General features: G+C 64.4%; 16 protein-coding genes. 4 read left to right on the top strand and 12 right to left on the bottom strand.

The window, feature by feature from the left end; genetic code table 11:
• Window positions 1-72: 72 nt before the first annotated feature.
• From L1277_RS07220 to L1277_RS07210, 3 genes are read right to left on the bottom strand one after another with little or no spacing between them, the layout of a single operon-like run.
• Entirely contained in the window at window positions 73-783 is a 711-nt protein-coding gene (locus tag L1277_RS07220; RefSeq protein ID WP_253375677.1) for a hypothetical protein, read from the bottom strand.
• On the bottom strand, window positions 780-1,685 hold the full coding sequence (locus tag L1277_RS07215) for an ABC transporter ATP-binding protein (RefSeq protein WP_253375676.1): 906 nt from the start codon (window positions 1,683-1,685) through the stop codon (window positions 780-782). Before L1277_RS07215 ends, L1277_RS07220 begins: the two co-directional genes overlap by 4 nt.
• Complete coding sequence (locus tag L1277_RS07210; RefSeq protein ID WP_253375675.1) at window positions 1,682-2,041, bottom strand: GntR family transcriptional regulator; 360 nt, start codon at window positions 2,039-2,041, stop codon at window positions 1,682-1,684. The genes L1277_RS07215 and L1277_RS07210 overlap by 4 nt, the downstream gene beginning before the upstream one ends.
• 226 nt (window positions 2,042-2,267) lie before the next feature.
• Here L1277_RS07210 and L1277_RS07205 point away from each other — a divergent pair, with 226 nt between their 5' ends.
• Window positions 2,268-2,858, top strand: coding sequence for a nitroreductase family protein (locus tag L1277_RS07205; RefSeq protein WP_253375674.1), 591 nt, complete (start codon window positions 2,268-2,270; stop codon window positions 2,856-2,858).
• Between the two features lie 66 nt (window positions 2,859-2,924).
• On the opposite strand, the gene L1277_RS07200 is transcribed toward L1277_RS07205, so the two are convergent.
• Window positions 2,925-4,421, bottom strand: coding sequence for an amino acid permease (locus tag L1277_RS07200; protein ID WP_253375924.1), 1,497 nt, complete (start codon window positions 4,419-4,421; stop codon window positions 2,925-2,927).
• A gap of 208 nt (window positions 4,422-4,629) precedes the next feature.
• Window positions 4,630-6,792, bottom strand: coding sequence for an ATP-dependent Clp protease ATP-binding subunit (locus L1277_RS07195; protein ID WP_253375673.1), 2,163 nt, complete (start codon window positions 6,790-6,792; stop codon window positions 4,630-4,632).
• Between the two features lie 135 nt (window positions 6,793-6,927).
• Here L1277_RS07195 and solA point away from each other — a divergent pair, with 135 nt between their 5' ends.
• Window positions 6,928-8,091, top strand: coding sequence for an N-methyl-L-tryptophan oxidase (gene solA / locus L1277_RS07190; RefSeq protein WP_253375672.1), 1,164 nt, complete (start codon window positions 6,928-6,930; stop codon window positions 8,089-8,091).
• A 115-nt stretch (window positions 8,092-8,206) separates the two neighbouring features.
• Here the strand turns inward: solA and L1277_RS07185 are convergent, their stop codons facing one another.
• The 6 genes from L1277_RS07185 to clpS all read right to left on the bottom strand — a co-directional run bounded on the left by L1277_RS07185 (window position 8,207) and on the right by clpS (window position 13,624).
• Window positions 8,207-8,578 carry a hypothetical protein gene (locus tag L1277_RS07185; RefSeq protein WP_253375671.1) on the bottom strand — a complete coding sequence of 124 codons (372 nt, stop codon included), beginning with the start codon at window positions 8,576-8,578 and terminating at the stop codon, window positions 8,207-8,209.
• A gap of 83 nt (window positions 8,579-8,661) precedes the next feature.
• On the bottom strand, window positions 8,662-9,852 hold the full coding sequence (locus tag L1277_RS07180; protein WP_253375670.1) for an alpha/beta hydrolase: 1,191 nt from the start codon (window positions 9,850-9,852) through the stop codon (window positions 8,662-8,664).
• 71 nt (window positions 9,853-9,923) lie between these two features.
• Window positions 9,924-11,309 carry an LLM class flavin-dependent oxidoreductase gene (locus tag L1277_RS07175; RefSeq protein WP_253375669.1) on the bottom strand — a complete coding sequence of 462 codons (1,386 nt, stop codon included), beginning with the start codon at window positions 11,307-11,309 and terminating at the stop codon, window positions 9,924-9,926.
• A gap of 196 nt (window positions 11,310-11,505) precedes the next feature.
• A complete protein-coding gene (locus L1277_RS07170; protein WP_253375668.1) occupies window positions 11,506-12,738 on the bottom strand; it encodes a glycosyltransferase in 1,233 nt (410 codons plus the stop codon).
• 77 nt (window positions 12,739-12,815) lie between these two features.
• Entirely contained in the window at window positions 12,816-13,343 is a 528-nt protein-coding gene (locus L1277_RS07165; protein WP_253375667.1) for a DUF2017 family protein, read from the bottom strand.
• Entirely contained in the window at window positions 13,340-13,624 is a 285-nt protein-coding gene (gene clpS / locus L1277_RS07160) for an ATP-dependent Clp protease adapter ClpS (protein WP_374110180.1), read from the bottom strand. Before clpS ends, L1277_RS07165 begins: the two co-directional genes overlap by 4 nt.
• Before the next feature lie 162 nt (window positions 13,625-13,786).
• Between clpS and fgd the strand changes: the two genes are divergently transcribed.
• Window positions 13,787-14,794, top strand: a complete 1,008-nt coding sequence (gene fgd / locus L1277_RS07155) for a glucose-6-phosphate dehydrogenase (coenzyme-F420) (RefSeq protein WP_253375922.1) — start codon at window positions 13,787-13,789, stop codon at window positions 14,792-14,794.
• Window positions 14,794-15,579: an MBL fold metallo-hydrolase gene (locus L1277_RS07150; RefSeq protein WP_374110178.1), complete on the top strand. Its 786-nt coding sequence runs from the start codon at window positions 14,794-14,796 to the stop codon at window positions 15,577-15,579. Before fgd ends, L1277_RS07150 begins: the two co-directional genes overlap by 1 nt.
• Here the strand turns inward: L1277_RS07150 and L1277_RS07145 are convergent.
• Window positions 15,569-16,792 (bottom strand): MFS transporter, encoded by a 1,224-nt coding sequence (locus L1277_RS07145; RefSeq protein ID WP_253375666.1) that lies wholly within the window; start codon window positions 16,790-16,792, stop codon window positions 15,569-15,571. The two genes, L1277_RS07150 and L1277_RS07145, sit on opposite strands and share 11 nt — an antisense overlap.
• Window positions 16,793-16,800: the final 8 nt, after the last annotated feature.

Genomic DNA, 16,800 nt, shown 5'->3' with positions numbered 1-16,800 from the left:
GATGCCGTCTCGCGCGTGACAGGGCGCCGGTGCCGTGGACTTCTCCACGACACCGGCGCTCTGTTGTGGCGGTCAGCGCACGATCGCGGTGCGCAGCAGCCGCCAGGTGCCGAGCGAACTCAGCGCGATGACGATTACGGCGGCAACGGCGAGCCACCAGAGCTGGAACGCCGCGAGAATGTCTTCGGCCGACGGAATGAGCACGATGAGGGCGAGGACGAGCAGCAACCCGACCCCGACGCCGATGAACTGCGGACCACGTGCCCCGAATCGAACCCAGGCCCCACCGAACACTCCGCCGATGGTGAGCATCGACAGCGTCCCGAGAAACACAATCGGCAGGAGCCGACCGAGGTCGCCCGCCCCGAGCACATAGACATCGAAGACGTAGAAGTCCGAGAACCAGTGGCCGGTCTGGACCTCTATCGTCATCAGCACAGCGAAGACGACCGCCAGATAGGCGGATACCAGCACGGCCCAGAGCACGGTGCCACCGGCGAATCCCCGACGGGTAGCACCGAGGGTCAGGGCGAAGGGGAACGTCGTCGCGACCGACTGCACACCCAGGTAGACGAGGAAACCCGCAAGCGAATAGAGAATTCCCGGATTGGATTGTGAGCCCGACACCCAGCCTGCGGTGCCCGGAATACTGCCGGCGCGCCAGAACAGGAACGAGATCAGGACAGACACCACAGCGACCAGTGCGGTGATGTAGAGCGGAACGACGAAGGTGACCTCCCGCTTGTTGAGGTGCAGCTTCGTGGTCGGAATCACAGTGCTCATGCTCGTCGGTCCTCGTCAATCGTGTCAGATGCAGCGCGGTCAGCTCCGTAGGCGGCGACGAGCTGCTGGAGGGATGCGCGGTTGATGTGAACTCTCAGGTCGTCCGCCAGTGCGCGCGTTTCGGTGTCGAGCTCTCCGGAGCCGGTGGCCGACATCAGCCCACCGACGGTGCTGGTCGACAGGACGTTCGCGGTGCCGATGAGCTGAGTGACCGCGTTGGTTGCCCCGCTCATCACCCATGCCGATTCGCTGGCCTCGTCACTGTTTGCGTCAAGGACAAGGCGCCCCGCGTCCATGATGACGACACGGTCGAAGAGCGAAGCACTCTCGTCGATGAGGTGGGTGGAGAAGACCACTGTGCGTGGGTGCTCCCCGTAATCACGCAACAGAACCCGGTGGAAGAACGCTCGCCCTGTGACGTCGAGGCCAAGGTACGGCTCATCGAGGAGAGTGACCGGAGCCCGTGAAGCCAATCCGAGCACGATCGCTACCGATGAAAGCTGACCGCGAGACATTTTCTTGATCGGGGTCTTCGCCGGGATCCGGAAGCCTTCGACAAGTTCAGTGGCAATGTCCTCGCTCCAGTGCGGCGCGAAATCCGGCGCGATTCGCACAACGTGGTGCAGCCGGTAATCGTCGGGATACCGCTGGTTATCCCGCACGTAGCTGATCTGCGCGAGCGTCGCAGCGTGTTCGAACGGATCGTGACCGGCTACCCGGACGTGCCCGGACGTTGGTCGGTCCTGCCCGGCCATGATCGACATCACTGTCGTCTTGCCCGCTCCGTTACGCCCGAGAAGCCCGACAATCGAGTGCTCCGGGACCGTGAAGCTGATGTTGTCGAGCGCGTGCACACGACCGAAATGTCGGGTCACCGCGTCGATTTCGATGGCGTTCGTCATTTGCTGTCCTCCTGGCTGATCAAGTCGTCGAGTTCGGTTCTGTCGATGTGAAGCAGTCGCGCTTCACGCACGAGCGGACTGATGTGCCGCTCGGCAAACTGTGCTCGCCGTCTCGCGCGCAGCTTTTCCTGTGCGCCAGGGGACACGAACATTCCGACGCCACGTTTCTTATAGAGCACGCCCTGTTCGACGAGCAGGTTCACTCCCTTAGCGGCCGTGATGGGGCTGATCTCGTAGAAAACCGCGTACTCGTTGGTCGACGGCACGCTGGTTTCTTCCGGGTAGGTTCCGGCCAGAATGTCTTCGGCAACGCGATCAGCGAGCTGCTGGTAGATCGGGATTTCCCCAGTGAACATTGTCACGACCTTTGGTTCTATAGTTCACTAGTTAACCCATGGAGCCGTCGCATGGTTGTCAACCCTGCCGATGGCATCCGCAATCCTGTGTCATTCGAGGTTTATGAGGCGGATGCTGTCATACAGTGACAGAGGCGAAGGTGCCGTGGAATTTTCCACGGCACTTTTTCCTTGCATGTGCATGGGTCAACGGCGACCGCACCATCGATTCATTCAGAGGAGCCATATGACCACGTCATCACTCAGCCGCACGGCTGTCACCAGCGCACCGATCCACGAGGTGCTTGCAGAACGCTGGAGCCCCCGCTCCTTCGACGCCTCCCTCGAGGTCGACGCCGAGAAGATCACCGCAGCCCTCGAGGCCGCACGCTGGTCGGCGTCGGCGTCGAACACCCAGCCGTGGCGCTTCATCGTCGCCCGTCGCGGAACTGCCGAGCACACCACGATCGTGGAGAATTTGATGGGCTTCAACCAGGCCTGGGCCGGCTCGGCCGCTGTGCTCATCGTCAACCTCGCCGCGGTCACCGCCGAAGACGGCACCCCGATGCGCTGGGCCCAGTACGACCTCGGGCAGGCCGTCGCCAACCTCACCGTGCAGGCTCACCACGACGGGCTGCACGTGCACCAGATGGGCGGCATCGAGGTCGACGGGCTACGCGCCGCGTTCGACATTGACGCCGCGCTCGAGCCGATCTCGGTCACCGCGCTCGGCTACGTCGGAGCCCCCGAGGCCCTCGCCAGCGACGTCCTGCGCGAGCGCGAGGTGGCACCGCGCGTGCGACGACCGCTCGATGAGCTGGTTCTCGTCAGCGCCTAAAGCGCCCTCCAACGACAGCGACCGGTGTTCCGTACGGACACCGGTCGCTCGTCATGTGACGGGTGGTCAGGGCGTCCGACCACCGCGGGACTTGCGGCTGTCGATGCCCGGCCGTTCGGGGATGACGGGGAATGACCCGGTGTACCCCTCCCGCTCCTTCGCAATCTCGAGGATGCCCTTCCGTGCGGCGAACCAGCCGAGGATGAGCAGCGGGATGATGATGGCAAGCGACCCGATCGTGTAGGTGCCGACCGGGTAGTCGAGCGCCATCAGTACAAGCACGGCGACGAGGAACGCCAGCGTCAGGTATGCCGTGAACGGCGCACCGAGGAGCCGGAACGACGGTCGCTCCATCAGCCCCCTCTTGGCCAGGCGCTGCAGTTTCATTTGGCAGAGGATGATCATCCCCCAGCCGGTCACGATGCCGAGGGCCGAGATGTTGAGCACAATCTCAAACGCGTCGTCGGGCACTATCGCGTTGAGTCCGACCCCCAGCAGAGTGATGAAGCCCGTCAGGAGAATGCCGCCGTATGGCACGCCGCTCGAGTTCATCCGACCGGTGAACTTGGGCGCCGAACCGTTCACCGACATCGACCTCAGGATGCGGCCGGTCGAGTACAGGCCAGCGTTGAGGCTCGACAGCGCCGCAGTGAGAACGACGAAGTTCATGATGTTGCCCGCGATTCCGGCGACCGCCGGGTTGCCGATGCTCGAGAAGAAGGTGACGAAGGGACTCTCGTTCTTGCTGTACTCGGTGTATGGCAGCAGAAGCGACAGCAGCAGAACACTGCCGACGTAGAACACGGCGATTCGCACAATGACCGTGTTAACGGCGCGCGGCATAATCGCGCGCGGATCGGCGGTCTCGCCTGCGGCCGTGCCGACGAGCTCAATGGCGGCGTAGGCAAAGACGACGCCCTGCACCACGACGATCGCGGGCAAGAGGCCTTGCGGGAAGAAGCCGCCATTGTCGGCCAGCAGGGCGAGGCCGGGAACACCCGCGTCCGTTGGAAGCTGGAACGCGAGGAACGCCGCCCCGATCAGCAAAAAGGCAACGAGTGCGATGACCTTGATGATGGCAAACCAGAACTCCATCTCACCGAACACCTTGACCGAGACGAGGTTGAGCGAGAGCACGATGGCCAGGGCGACGAGGGCAAGAATCCATTGCGGCACATCGGTGAACGCCGACCAGAACTTCACGTAGATCGCCACGGCCGTCACGTCGACGATCGCCGTCATGGCCCAGTTGAGGAAATACATCCAGCCAGCCACAAAGGCGGCCTTCTCGCCGAGAAACTCACGAGCGTAAGAGACGAACGATCCCGACGACGGCCGGTGCAACACGAGTTCACCCAGCGCCCGCAGAATGAGGAACGCGAAGAACCCGCAGATCGCGTAGACGAAGACGAGCGATGGGCCGGCGGAAGCCAATCGGCCTCCAGCTCCGAGGAACAGACCGGTGCCGATCGCCCCGCCGATGGCGATCATCTGCAGCTGCCTGGGCTTGAGTGTGGTGTGGTACCCCTCCTGTTCGACAGAGAAGTCCTGCACCGCCATCATCTCGTCGCCAATACGCTCCCGCGCATTCTCGAGATCCGGCGCCGAGTCGTGATCCGGCGGCTCAAAATGGTGTTCGTGCTTCATGGCAGGCTCCCCTCGCCATCCGTGAGGGTACCGAGCCTAAACCCGTTGGGGGGCCAGCCCACAAGAGAAACAATCGAAATAAGAAGAGCGGATGCCATGGCATCCGCTCTTCATATTTGTCTCCTTATCGAACCTCAGACGCGGTCACCGGAACGGAGCCGACCGTCAGGGCATCGCTCGCCGAATCGAGGTCGACACGCACCGTGTCACCGTCGCGGATCGAGCCGCTGAGCAGTGCCATAGCCAGCCGGTCGTCGATTTCGGTCTGCATGAGCCGGCGCAACGGGCGCGCCCCGTAAATCGGGTCGTAGCCTCGCTCGGCGAGCCAGCGCCGTGCATCCGGGGTCACTGCGAGTTCGAGTCTGCGTTCGTTCAACCGGCGCTGCAGCCTGTCGATGTAGAGCTCGACGATCTGGCCGAGGTCATCCTCGCTCAACGCGGAGAAGACGACAATGTCGTCGAGCCGGTTGATGAATTCGGGCTTGAACGACTGGCGGACGATCTGCTGAACTGTTTGTTCCTTCTCCGCCCACGTCAGGTCGGGGTCGACGAGGTACTGCGAGCCGAGGTTCGAGGTGAGGATGAGGATCGTGTTGCGGAAGTCAACGGTGCGACCCTGGCCATCGGTGAGCCGGCCGTCGTCGAGCACCTGCAGCAGCACGTCGAACACCTCGGGGTGTGCCTTTTCCACTTCATCGAAGAGCACGACCGAGTACGGTCGGCGACGAACGGCTTCGGTTAACTGGCCACCCTGCTCGTAGCCGACGTATCCCGGAGGGGCACCGACGAGTCGCGAGACGGAGAACTTCTCGCCGTACTCCGACATGTCGATGCGCACCATGGCTTTCTCGTCGTCGAAGAGGAACTCGGCGAGCGCCTTGGCGAGCTCGGTTTTGCCGACACCGGTCGGGCCGAGGAACATGAAGGATCCGGTCGGCCGGTTCGGGTCGGAGATACCCGCGCGGGTGCGGCGAACGGCGTCAGAGACCGCCTGCACGGCCTGCTTCTGCCCGACGAGTCGTTTGCCCAGCTCGGCCTCGAGGTGCAGCAGCTTCTCGGTCTCACCCTGCAGCAGTCGGCCGACCGGGATGCCGGTCCAGGCGGCGATGACGGCCGCGATGTCGTCGGAGGTGACCTGGTCGTTGACCATAAGAGGCCCGTCGTTCTCGGCCTGCTCGGCTTCCTTGATCTCGGCTTCGATCTTCGGGATGACCTCGTACTCGAGCCGCGAGGTCTCCTGGTAGTTCGCCTCACGAAGCGCACGGTCCCGGCGCGATCGCATCTCGTCGAGCTGGGTCTTGAGATCGCCCACCCGGTTGAGGTTCGAGCGTTCCTTCTCCCAACGGGCCTTCAAGCCATCAAGCTCGGTCTGCTTCTCCGCCATGTCTTCGCGGAGCTTGGCGAGGCGCTGCTTGGAGGCCTCGTCCTTCTCCTTCTTGAGCGCGAGTTCTTCGAGCTTGAGCCGGTTCACACTGCGCTGCAGCTCGTCGATCTCAACGGGAGACGAGTCGATCTCCATCCGCAGCCGCGACGCGGCTTCGTCGATGAGGTCGATCGCCTTGTCGGGCAACTGGCGAGCCGGAATATATCGATTGGAGAGGGATGCCGCTGCCACGAGGGCAGAGTCGGCAATCGCAACCTTGTGGTGGGCCTCATACCGCTGTTTGAGCCCACGGAGAATGGCGACCGTGTCCTCGACACTCGGCTCGCCGACGTAAACCTGCTGGAAGCGACGCTCCATGGCGGCGTCCTTCTCGATGTACTCGCGGTACTCGTTGAGGGTCGTCGCGCCAATCATGCGCAGTTCACCGCGCGCTAGCATCGGCTTCAGCATGTTCGACGCCGCGACACTGCCCTCACCGGCGCCAGCACCCATGAGGGTATGCAGTTCATCGATGAAGGTGATGATCTCGCCCTCGGCGTCCTTGATCTCCTGCAGCACGGCCTTGAGTCGTTCCTCGAACTCACCACGGTACTTCGCGCCGGCGATCAGGGCCGCCAGGTCGAGTGAGACGAGCTGCTTGCCCTTGAGTGAGTCGGCGACGTCACCCGCGACGATGCGCTGGGCGAGCCCCTCCACGACGGCGGTTTTACCGACGCCGGGCTCCCCGATGAGCACGGGGTTGTTCTTGGTGCGGCGCGTGAGCACCTGGCTGACCCGTCGAATTTCCGCGTCACGACCGATGACCGGGTCGAGTTTTCCGGTTCGCGCCACATCGGTGAGATTGACGCCGTATTGCTCGAGGGCGCTCTTCTGCTCGCCCTGCGGCTGCTGTCCAGGCTGCATGTTTCTCCTCAAAGTTGAGTCTGTCTGACTCAAGTTTACCAAGCGCTGTGGATTAGCGCCAGCTTCTAAGCTGGGAGACGTCCGCACGCCGTGAGCGAACGGCATCCGCTCGCCTTCTCACCACAAAGGGACACCGTGAACAACGTCGACGTCATCGTGATCGGGCTCGGGTCGATGGGCGGTGCCGCAGCTAATGCGCTCGCACAACGCGGCCACAGCGTGCTGGGCATCGAGAGGTTCTGGCCAAGCCATGACCGTGGTTCGGCGCACGGTGGCACCCGGATCATTCGGCAGTCGTACTTCGAGGGTCGTGAGTATGTGCCGCTGCTTCGTCGCGCATACTCCGGGTGGCGGCGGCTCGAGGAGCAGTCTGAGCGGTCGCTCATGACACTCACCGGCGGCATCTACATCGGCGACCCGGACGAGGAAACCTTCACCGGTGCACTCGCATCGGCGCACCACTGGGGACTCCCCCACGAGGTGCTCACGAGTGAGGAGATCACCGAGCGGTTCCCGGCGATGCGCCCGGCACCGCACGCGATGGGCCTGTTTGAGCAGAACGCCGGGTTCGTGAACCCCGAGGAGACGACGGCAGCGAACATCCAAGTGGCGACGATGCACGGTGCCGAGCTGCACTTCGGTGAGACTGTGCTGTCGTGGACCGCGACGAAGGGCGGCGGGGCCGAGGTTGTCACGACCCGGGGACGCTACGGCGCTGACCGGCTCGTCGTGGCGCCCGGCGCCTGGTCAGAGCGCCTGCTCGGCGAGGTGGGCGCACCGGTGTCGCCCGAGCGCCAGGTCGTGTACTGGTTCGCGCCGGATGCCTCCGAAGGCACTCCGAGCCTCGACGACTACTCGGTGGGGACGCAGCCGGTTTTTATCGAGCACACGGACGGCAACGAACAGGTTTACGGGTTCCCGATGGTGCCCGGCCAGACGCCCGGAATCAAGATCGGGTTCTTCCACGATCACACGCCGACCGACCCGGACGCCGTCAATCGCGAGGTGCTGCCGTTCGAGGTCGCCCAGATGCAGTCGCGCGCGCTCGAACTCTTTCCGCACCTCACCGGCCGCCTGCTCGCGGCGAGCACGTGCCTCTACCCCAGCTCACCCGACGACCACTTCATGCTCGGGCTGCATCCCGAGCACTCGCAGGTGACGGTCGCCACCGGCTTCGGCGGCCACGGCTTCAAGTTTGTTCCCGTTGTCGGCGACATTGTGGCTGACCTGTCGACGCGCGGACGCACCGACCTCCCGATCGGACTTTTCTCGCTCGAGCGCGAGGCACTCAAGCGCTAACGCGCCGCGGCGTCGACCGCGCCACGTTCGTCCAACAGCGCCAGAGAGGTCCGCCCGACCGGCGCGAGATTTCTGACCCGCTCGAATGAACGTGGCGCGATCGGCGCAGGGTGGGTCAGCGAACCGTGTCGTCGGCGGTCAGCGAGTCGTCATCGTCGGGCGCCACGGAACCGTTCGTCACCGGAGCGGCGTGCCGACCGGAAGTTCCCGCGTCCGTACCGACAGCATCCGTCGTCTCATCTGTCGACGAATCGACGCCACCCGCCGAGGTGACGGGGTCGCCGTCCTGGGCGAGACGTTCGTCGAACCCGTCGACAATGCCATTGGTCTGGTCGAAGGGGTGGGCGACGTCGCCAAGCACTCCGACATTGCCTTCGGTGGATTCGGATCCGGTGTTCGCGCCGGCTTCCGTGCGATCGGCGGGGCTGACCTCTGCGTCAGCGTCCGTGATCTTCAGCTGGTCCTGGATATCGCGTTCGTCACTCATGATGCGAACCTACGCTCGGGCGGCGCGCTGGCCAAGGCCTTGACAGCCACAACAGTGACATTCGGCTCATTCGCTCACGGCGGTCATCGCCGACTCGGTATCAGGACAGCCGCAAGGAACGAGCCGATCCCGCGAACGACAAGGTCGGACCTGATCGAGTGAAAGAGGTCGAAGGAGTGTTGCGCACCCGGCAGCTCCGCGTAGACGACGAGAGCGTCGGACTCGGACCGCAGTCGGGCGACAAAATCACGAGCTCTCTCGACCGGAACCAACGTGTCGTGGTTTCCGTGTGCGACGAAAAACGGCGGTACAGCGGATCTATCGGTTGTCGGGAGATAGTCGTGCGGTGACGACCCGGTCGCGTGATCGCTCACCGCCCCAAACCAGCCATACAGGCACACGGCGGCGGACACCGATGTGTCGGCCCCCTCAAATCCCGGCTGAAACTCGGGTCGGTCCGGAGTGAGAGCGCACATCGACGCGAGGTGGGCGCCCGCCGAACTGCCGCCGACGACGAGCGCCGATGCGTCGGCACCGTAGTCACTCGCGTGCTGGCGCGCCCAGCGAATCACCTTCTTCGCGTCCACCAGGTGGTCGGGGAACCGGGCAGTGCGGCCCAGCCGATAGTTCGCGCTGATGCAGACCCAGCCAGCACTGGCCAGGGTGTTGAGCAGGACGCGAGACTCGAAGCTCTTGCGACCGGACGAGAACCCGCCGCCGTGGAAGAAGATGAACACGCCGCCGCCCTGTGGACGCGTCCGTCGGCAGTACAAGTCGAGCAAATTGTGCCGACCCGCGTCGCCATAGCGGATGTTGCGGATGCACCGGACGTCGTGACGCCTGGTGAAAAATGGCGCGAAGACAATGTGGCCGAGCGGGATTCCGCGACGCCGGGCGTTGCCCGCCCGCTCACGCCCGTCGTGTCCCAGCCCACGATCAAGCGCTCGATCGAGCACACCAGCCGTTCGGGTCGACCTCATCACGAGAGTTGCGAGGCCAAGGACAATCGCTGCGGAGAGCGCCAGTGCCAAACCGCCCACCTCGGTGCTCAGGTCACCCTCGACCTGAGCGAGCAGCGTGAGCCCGAGAAGGAGATAGAACGGGTAAAACGGCTGTTCGCTGACCAGGAGCCCCGACTGAAAGCTCACCTGGGCCAGCCAGCGCGGCCGCCGCCGAGGTGCAAGCGCGAAGAAGGTCATCCACCCGATCGCGATGGCCGTGATCAGATAGCCGAACGGTTGCGATTGACCGCTGCCATCGTCAAGCCCTGTCACGCTATCTCCACACCGTCGGCGAGTACGCCTCGACCCTAAGCGCACACCTGGTGTAGTTCAAGGGTGCGGCGCTATGCGGTCGCGACGCGCTCCTTGTAGCTGAACGATGCACCCTTGTGCTCGGCCGGGAGCCGGTCGCCGCGACCGTGCAGTTTGTTGCGCAGCGTCCCCGGCGTGTAGTCGGTGGGGTACGCGTCGCGCTTCTGCAACTCGGGGATGACGAACTCGACGATGTCCTCGAACGATCCGGGCGTGATGGCGTAGGCGAGGTTAAACCCGTCGACATCGGTCTCCTCGACCCACGACTGCAACTGGTCGGCGACCTCACTGCCCGAGCCGACGATGCGGGTGCCTAGTCCACCGATGCCAGCCCACGCCGCGATGTCGCGCACGGTCCACTCGCTGCCGTCCTCGGCCGCGGCCTGGAAGTTGGCGACGGCCGACTGGATGGCGTTGCTCTTCACATCGCCGATGGGGTCGTCGAGGTCATATTGCGACAGGTCGACGCCCATCCAGCCCGACATGAAGACGAGGGCGCCCTCGACGCTCGCGTACTTCTGGTAGTCCTCGTGCTTAGCCTGCGCCTTCTCCGAGGTCTCGTCGGTGATGACGGTGACGAGCTGGTAAATCTTCGCGCTGTACCGGTCGCGCCCGGCCGCTTCGAGAGCATCCCGAATCTTTGACACGGTGGCCTTGAGCACGGCCTTGGTGGGTGAGCCGACGAAGATGGCTTCGGCATTCTCGGCGGCGAACTGGATGCCACGCCCCGACGCACCGGCCTGGAAGATCACCGGGGTGCGCTGCGGCGACGGCTCGGCCAGGTGAATGCCCGGCACCGTGTAGTGCTTACCAAAGTGCCCGATCTCGTGCACCTTCGTCGGGTCGGTGAACACACCGGTCTCTCGGTCGCGCACAACGGCGTCGTCCTCCCACGAGCCTTCCCACAGCTTGTAGAGCACCTCGAGGTACTCGTCAGCGATGTTGTATCGCTCATCGTGCTCGATCTGGTCTTCGTGCCCCATGTTGCGCGCGGCGCTCGGCAGGTAACCGGTGACGACGTTCCAGCCGACCCGCCCCTTGGTGAGGTGGTCGAGCGTCGAGAGCCGCCGCGCAAACGGATACGGGTGCTCATACGCCGTCCCCGCCGTGATGCCGAAGCCCAGGTTCTCAGTCACAGCAGCCATGGCCGACACGAGCAGCAGTGGGTCACTCACCGGCACCTGCGCACCGTTGCGCAACGCGGCCTCATTGCTGCCGCCATACACGTCATAGGTTCCGAGCACATCCGCGATGAACAGCCCATCGAACTTGCCGCGCTCAAGCAGCTTCGCGAGCTCCGTCCAATAGCTGAGGTCGGTGTAACGCTGAGACTGATCGTCGGGATGACGCCACAGACCGGGCGACTGGTGAGCGACGCAGTTCATATCAAAAGCATTGAAGCGGATGTGACGGGTCATATCCCCATCGTCCGTCAGGTTGCGCGCCTGGTCACGTTGAGCCGCAACACAGCGTCACACGAGCGACAGCCACGCGCGACATAGGCGGCCCTGCCACTCGACGACACGGAAAGCCCTGCCACCACCACGCAGCCCTGCCACCACCCGCACATAAGGACATCGACGCGAGCGACGGAAGCCGTGGGACCCGCAGCCCTTACCTCGAGCCTTTTTCCGTGTCCGGCGCACGTTCGCCGCGTGACGCCGGCAGCACCCGCTCGTAGACCTCGATCATTCGGGCGGTTTGGTAGCTCTGCCGAAACTCGAGACTGGCCTGCGGCTCCACGACGAGCCGCGAACCCGACGCGACGTCCGCTGCCGCGTGCCGGAGAGCATCCGCCAGCGCAGGCACGCTTCCGTCGGCCGGCTGCCAGTAAATACCGTCGGGCAGCTCGCCCGCGATATTTGGGTCGCTCACGATCGACGGGGTGCCGAGCGCTGCGGCCTCGAACACGGTCATCCCCTGGGTCTCGAAGCCGATCGAGGTTTGCACGAGCGCGTCGGCCGCAGCGATGGCCGCCAGGGCATCGCGGTAGGGCACCTTCCCGGCGAACACGACTCGATTCTCTAGCCCGTTCTCCCGCACGAACGCCTGTGCCTTTTTCAGGAGGAGGCCAGCGCCGTAGAGCCGAAACTCGGCGTCGACGCCCGCCAGCCGAATGGCCTCGAGATACTCCATCACGCGTTTCTCGGCGCTCATCCGCCCCATCCACACGAACAACGGCCGAGTCGAGGTCGCGGGCGCAGGCGCAGGCGCCGCGAGTACGTCGTCAACGAGCGCGTCGTCGGCACCGGTCCAGATCACGTCGATGCCACTACCGACTCCGTGCGACTCCAGCAGCCGGGCGAAATGTCCACTCGGCGCCACACTCGCCGACGCTCGAGCGGCGAGCTCATCGAGGTAGCTCCACGCGCTGGGCGGGAGCGTCGAGAGCCGCGGCCGAAGCACACGGTGCTGCCACCACAACAGCGCCCGAATGACAACTGTCGGGAAAGGCACAACCTGCTCCAGCCCGAACTCCATGTGGTTGTGAAAGGTATGCACGGAGCGGATGCCATGACGCGCCGCGAAGCGGTACCCGAGCATCGCGCCCCAGTAGTCGGCCTGCACGTGCACGATATCGACCGGCGACCGGGTGGCCATCTCTTCGTCGAGGAACCGGTCAATGCGACGGCTCGGGAGCGTCGCCGAGTACTCGCGATCGAGGGTGATCGGAACCGACGGGGTGTCGACATAGTCGGCGCTGCCCGAGTGCTCGCGGTGCATTTTCGGTGCCACAACGGTGACACGGTGCCCGGCGAGTTCAAGAAATCGTTTCTGCAACCGAATGGAGACCTGCACTCCGCCGAGGGAGTCGGCGTGCTGGTCGCTGAACATCAGTATGTGCATGGTGCTCTCAGGTTACCGGCGACCGGCCGAGGGTCCTGCATGCTGCCGCCGGAGCATCCGCCCGCCTGATGTTCGATCTAACCGCTGATGCCTTCGACCTCTTCGAGCGCCTCAATCAGCGAGCCTTGAGTGAAGCCGAACCACTCGTAGAGGCTCTGCACATATTCGTTGTCTGCGCCTTCAACGGCGGGAGCTTCGGTGCCGATGCCGAGGTTCGTGGCGAGCACCAGCCGCAGGTCGGTGAGGGTGCCAAGCCAGTACATCGAGAATTCGCGATCGAGCCGCACGAGCGTGACGTCGCCCTCTGCCGTGGCGCGGACGCCGGCCTTGTCGAACGATTCGAGCACGCCCTGAGCGTTCTCAATCTTGCGGTCAATGAGGTCGTCGATGGTGAAACGCCGGAATTCGTCGGATGCTTCGATGTCGTCAGCATACGCATCGGGGAACAGGCGAGAGAGGACGGCGCCGTCAATGTCTGCCTCGCCCTCCTTCACGCGCACGAGAAGCGCGATGATCTGCTGCACGAGGTCAGTGAACATCATGACCTCTTGCGACTCGAACTCGGCGAGGATCTCTCCGCCGGAGGCAACGCCGAAGGCCCTCATCGTTCGCTCCGGGTCAGGCTGGCGAGCAGCCCGTAGTGATGCATGGCCGCGACGTGGCGTTCCATCTCTTCACGGGTGCCGGTGGCGACGGTTGCCCGACCGTTGTTGTGCACCTGCAGCATGAGCTCTTCGGCCCGTGCCTGGGAGAAGCCGAAGTAACTGCGAAATACCCATGCCACGTAGGTCATGAGATTGATCGGGTCGTCCCAGACGACGGTGTTCCATGGCTCGCCGAGCGTCAGTTGCTCGTCGAGATCTTGCAGTTCATCAACCTGGGGCACCCCTCCAGCTTTGCACTGACGAGCGACAAAGCACAGCCCGTGACTTTTGTGCCCGGTAAATTCCCTGAGACAATCTGCCCACCACTGGGGGGCCTCACGCGATAGCGGGATAGTGTCGAGAAGACGACGACCGCCGTCGAAAATTGCATCACCGTGGAGGCACTGTTGTTGAAATTGGGTTTGAAGGCATCGGCCGAGCAGTTTGGCCCACGCGAGCTCGTTGAGCTCGGTGTGCAGGCGGAGCAGCACGGTTTCGACAGCGTCACGGTCAGTGACCACTTCCAGCCCTGGCGACACAACGGCGGCCACGCTCCGTTCTCCCTGGCCTGGATGACCGCCGTCGGTGAGCGAACCGAACGCATCACGATTGGTACCTCGGTGATGACACCGACCTTCCGTTACAACCCCGCTGTTGTTGCACAGGCCTTCGCGACGATGGGCTGCCTCTACCCGGGACGCATCTTCCTCGGGGTCGGCACCGGCGAAGCACTCAATGAGATCGCCACCGGCTTCCGGGGCGAGTGGCCCGAGTTCAAGGAGCGGTTTGCCCGGCTCCGTGAGTCGGTTGACCTCATGCGCCAGCTCTGGGTTGGCGACCGGGTGGACTTCGAGGGCGAGTACTACCGCACGCAGGGAGCGTCAATCTACGACGTGCCCGAAGGCGGCATCCCGGTATACGTAGCCGCGGGCGGGCCTGTGGTCGCACGCTACGCGGGTCGCGCTGGCGACGGCTTCATCTGCACGTCGGGCAAGGGCATGGAGCTCTACACCGACAAGCTCCTCCCCGCTGTCGCGGAGGGTGCCGAGAAGGCGAACCGCGACGTTGCCGAGATCGACAAGATGATCGAGATCAAGATCTCCTACGACACCGACAAAGACACCGCACTCGAGAACACCCGGTTCTGGGCTCCGCTGTCGCTGACACCCGAGCAGAAGCACTCGATCGATGATCCGACCGAGATGGAGGCGGCGGCCGACGCACTGCCGATCGAGCAGGTGGCGAAGCGCTGGATTGTGTCGAGCGACCCGGACGAAGCGGTCTCACTGATCAAGCCCTACATTGACGCCGGCCTCAACCACCTCGTCTTCCACGGACCCGGCCACGACCAGAAGCGGTTCCTCGACCTGTTCGAGCGCGACCTGGCACCCCGGCTCCGCGCACTCGGGTAGTGGTGACGGCGCACCCCAGCGCGCTCGCCCGAGCGGTTCTCGCGCCGAACCCGGGGCCGATGACGCTTGATGGCACGAACAGCTACGTCGTTCGAGCACCCGGATCTGGATCGGTGGTCATCGTCGATCCCGGCCCGGGTGACGCCGACCACATCGACGCACTGATGGCCAGCGGCTCAGTCAAGTTGATCCTCATCACGCATTTTCACGGCGACCACACCGAGGCAAGCGCCGAACTACATGAGCGTTCAGGCGCACCGGTGCGAGCACTCGACCCGGCGTTCTGCATCGGCGGAGACCCGCTGGTTGACGGCGAGGAGATCACTGCAGCCGGAGTTCGGATCACAGCCGTGACAACGCCGGGGCACACGGCGGACTCGGTCTGTTTCGTGCTCCCCGATGATGGCCCATTCGGATCCATCCTGACCGGAGACACTCTCCTCGGACGCGGGACAACCGTCATCGCGCGGCCCGACGGCAACCTCGGCGACTACCTGGACTCGCTTGACCGACTACGCAACCTCGACGCGATGACGGTGCGCCCGGGTCACGGACCCGCGGTGCCCAACCTTCACGAAATCAGCAGCAGGTACCTCCAGCACCGGCTTCAGCGGCTCGACGAGGTGCGGACCGCACGCCGAGTCCTGGGCGCCCGGGCAAACGTCGGGTCTATCACCGACACGGTGTATCCCGACGTCGATGCCTCGGTGCGGTGTGCAGCCGAGGATTCGGTGGAGGCGCAGCTCGCCTACCTCGACAGCGCCGGGGACGACGTCACTCTTTGATCGCGGGTGCCGCAGGAGTTCTGGCCGCGGACGTCGGAATCGCAGCGGCCGCGACAACGATGAGAACGACGATCATTGCCCCGCGGAGCCCGAACTGCTCGCCGAGGAACCCGAGGAGCGGTGGGCCGACGAGGAAGGCGACGTAACCCGCTGAGGCGACGGCGCCAACGGTTGTTGTAGGGTCGTCGCTCTCGCCAGCGGCGGAAAGTGTGAGGGGGAAACCGAGCGCTGCGCCCAACCCCCAGAGAACGACGGCAAGACCAGCAATTACGATGTTGTCCGAGAAGATCACCAGGGCGATGCCCGCTGCCGAGACGAGCGCACTCGCCCGCAGGACAGTTGGTTTGCCGAATCGTTCGATGAGCGGCTCGCCCGAGAAACGTCCGATCGTCATGGCGAGTGCGAACGCCGCGAACACGATGGAGCCGACTGCCGGTGTCGCGCCGTGTCCATCAACCATCAGCAGCGGCAGCCAGTCGCCCGCAGCCCCTTCGGCGAGCGCGAGGGCCAGAACAATGAGGCCGAGCATGATCACGCGATGCTGTTTCCACACGGCGAGTTGAGCGCGGAGCCCGGGCGGGGCGCTGCTGTGAGCGTCCTGACGTCCTGTGGTAGTGGGGATCTTGGGGATGGCCCAGAGCAGTGCGATCAGTGCGAGAGCAGCAACGACGAGGAGGTGAATCCATACCGGGAACGCGACGGCGGTCAGCCCGATGCCCGCGACCGCTCCGATCACGGAGCCCAGACTGTAACATCCGTGCAACACCGGCAGAATCGAGCGGCCCGACGCAACCTCAATCGCCGCACCCTCGATGTTGATCGCGATCTCCGCGAGCCCAAAACCCAGACCAATACCAACGAGGCCGACGAAGACGCCGACGCCCTGCCCGAGGCCAGCCATGCTTGCGAGCAGGGTGAGGCCCGTAACGAACGCCGTGCCACCGATCAGTATGGGCCGGCGGGCACCGAACCGCCGCACGAGTGCGGCAGAACTCAAGATTCCGGTCATCGATCCCACCGAAAGACCGAAGAGGATGAGACCCATCTCTGCCGTGCTCGCATGCACGAGGTCGCGCACCGCCGGGGTGCGAACGATGAACGAGGAAAGTCCGACGCCCACCGTGAGCATGAACAGGAAGATAGCGGCGCGGCGCCGCCGCAGTTCGGGACTCAGGGCTGGACGAACAGCCGAATCCTCGACGCGAATACTCATGGTTTCGA

Origin of the sequence: Okibacterium sp. HSC-33S16 (genome assembly GCF_024171565.1) — a bacterium.
Classification (GTDB): Bacteria; Actinomycetota; Actinomycetes; order Actinomycetales; family Microbacteriaceae; genus Mycetocola_A.
Note: the sequence above shows the minus strand (reverse complement) of the source record. Positions and strands in the feature narration are given on the sequence as shown.

What these genes read in the sequence shown, in the direction of transcription:
- L1277_RS07220 (WP_253375677.1), bottom strand. Translation starts at nt 783, where the DNA reads ATGAGCACTGTGATTCCGACCACGAAGCTGCACCTCAACAAGCGGGAG.
- L1277_RS07215 (WP_253375676.1), bottom strand. Translation starts at nt 1,685, where the DNA reads ATGACGAACGCCATCGAAATCGACGCGGTGACCCGACATTTCGGTCGT.
- L1277_RS07210 (WP_253375675.1), bottom strand. Translation starts at nt 2,041, where the DNA reads ATGTTCACTGGGGAAATCCCGATCTACCAGCAGCTCGCTGATCGCGTT.
- L1277_RS07205 (WP_253375674.1), top strand. Translation starts at nt 2,268, where the DNA reads ATGACCACGTCATCACTCAGCCGCACGGCTGTCACCAGCGCACCGATC.
- L1277_RS07200 (WP_253375924.1), bottom strand. Translation starts at nt 4,421, where the DNA reads ATGATGGCGGTGCAGGACTTCTCTGTCGAACAGGAGGGGTACCACACC.
- L1277_RS07195 (WP_253375673.1), bottom strand. Translation starts at nt 6,792, where the DNA reads ATGCAGCCTGGACAGCAGCCGCAGGGCGAGCAGAAGAGCGCCCTCGAG.
- L1277_RS07185 (WP_253375671.1), bottom strand. Translation starts at nt 8,578, where the DNA reads ATGAGTGACGAACGCGATATCCAGGACCAGCTGAAGATCACGGACGCT.
- L1277_RS07175 (WP_253375669.1), bottom strand. Translation starts at nt 11,309, where the DNA reads ATGACCCGTCACATCCGCTTCAATGCTTTTGATATGAACTGCGTCGCT.
- L1277_RS07170 (WP_253375668.1), bottom strand. Translation starts at nt 12,738, where the DNA reads ATGCACATACTGATGTTCAGCGACCAGCACGCCGACTCCCTCGGCGGA.
- L1277_RS07165 (WP_253375667.1), bottom strand. Translation starts at nt 13,343, where the DNA reads ATGAGGGCCTTCGGCGTTGCCTCCGGCGGAGAGATCCTCGCCGAGTTC.
- L1277_RS07145 (WP_253375666.1), bottom strand. Translation starts at nt 16,792, where the DNA reads ATGAGTATTCGCGTCGAGGATTCGGCTGTTCGTCCAGCCCTGAGTCCC.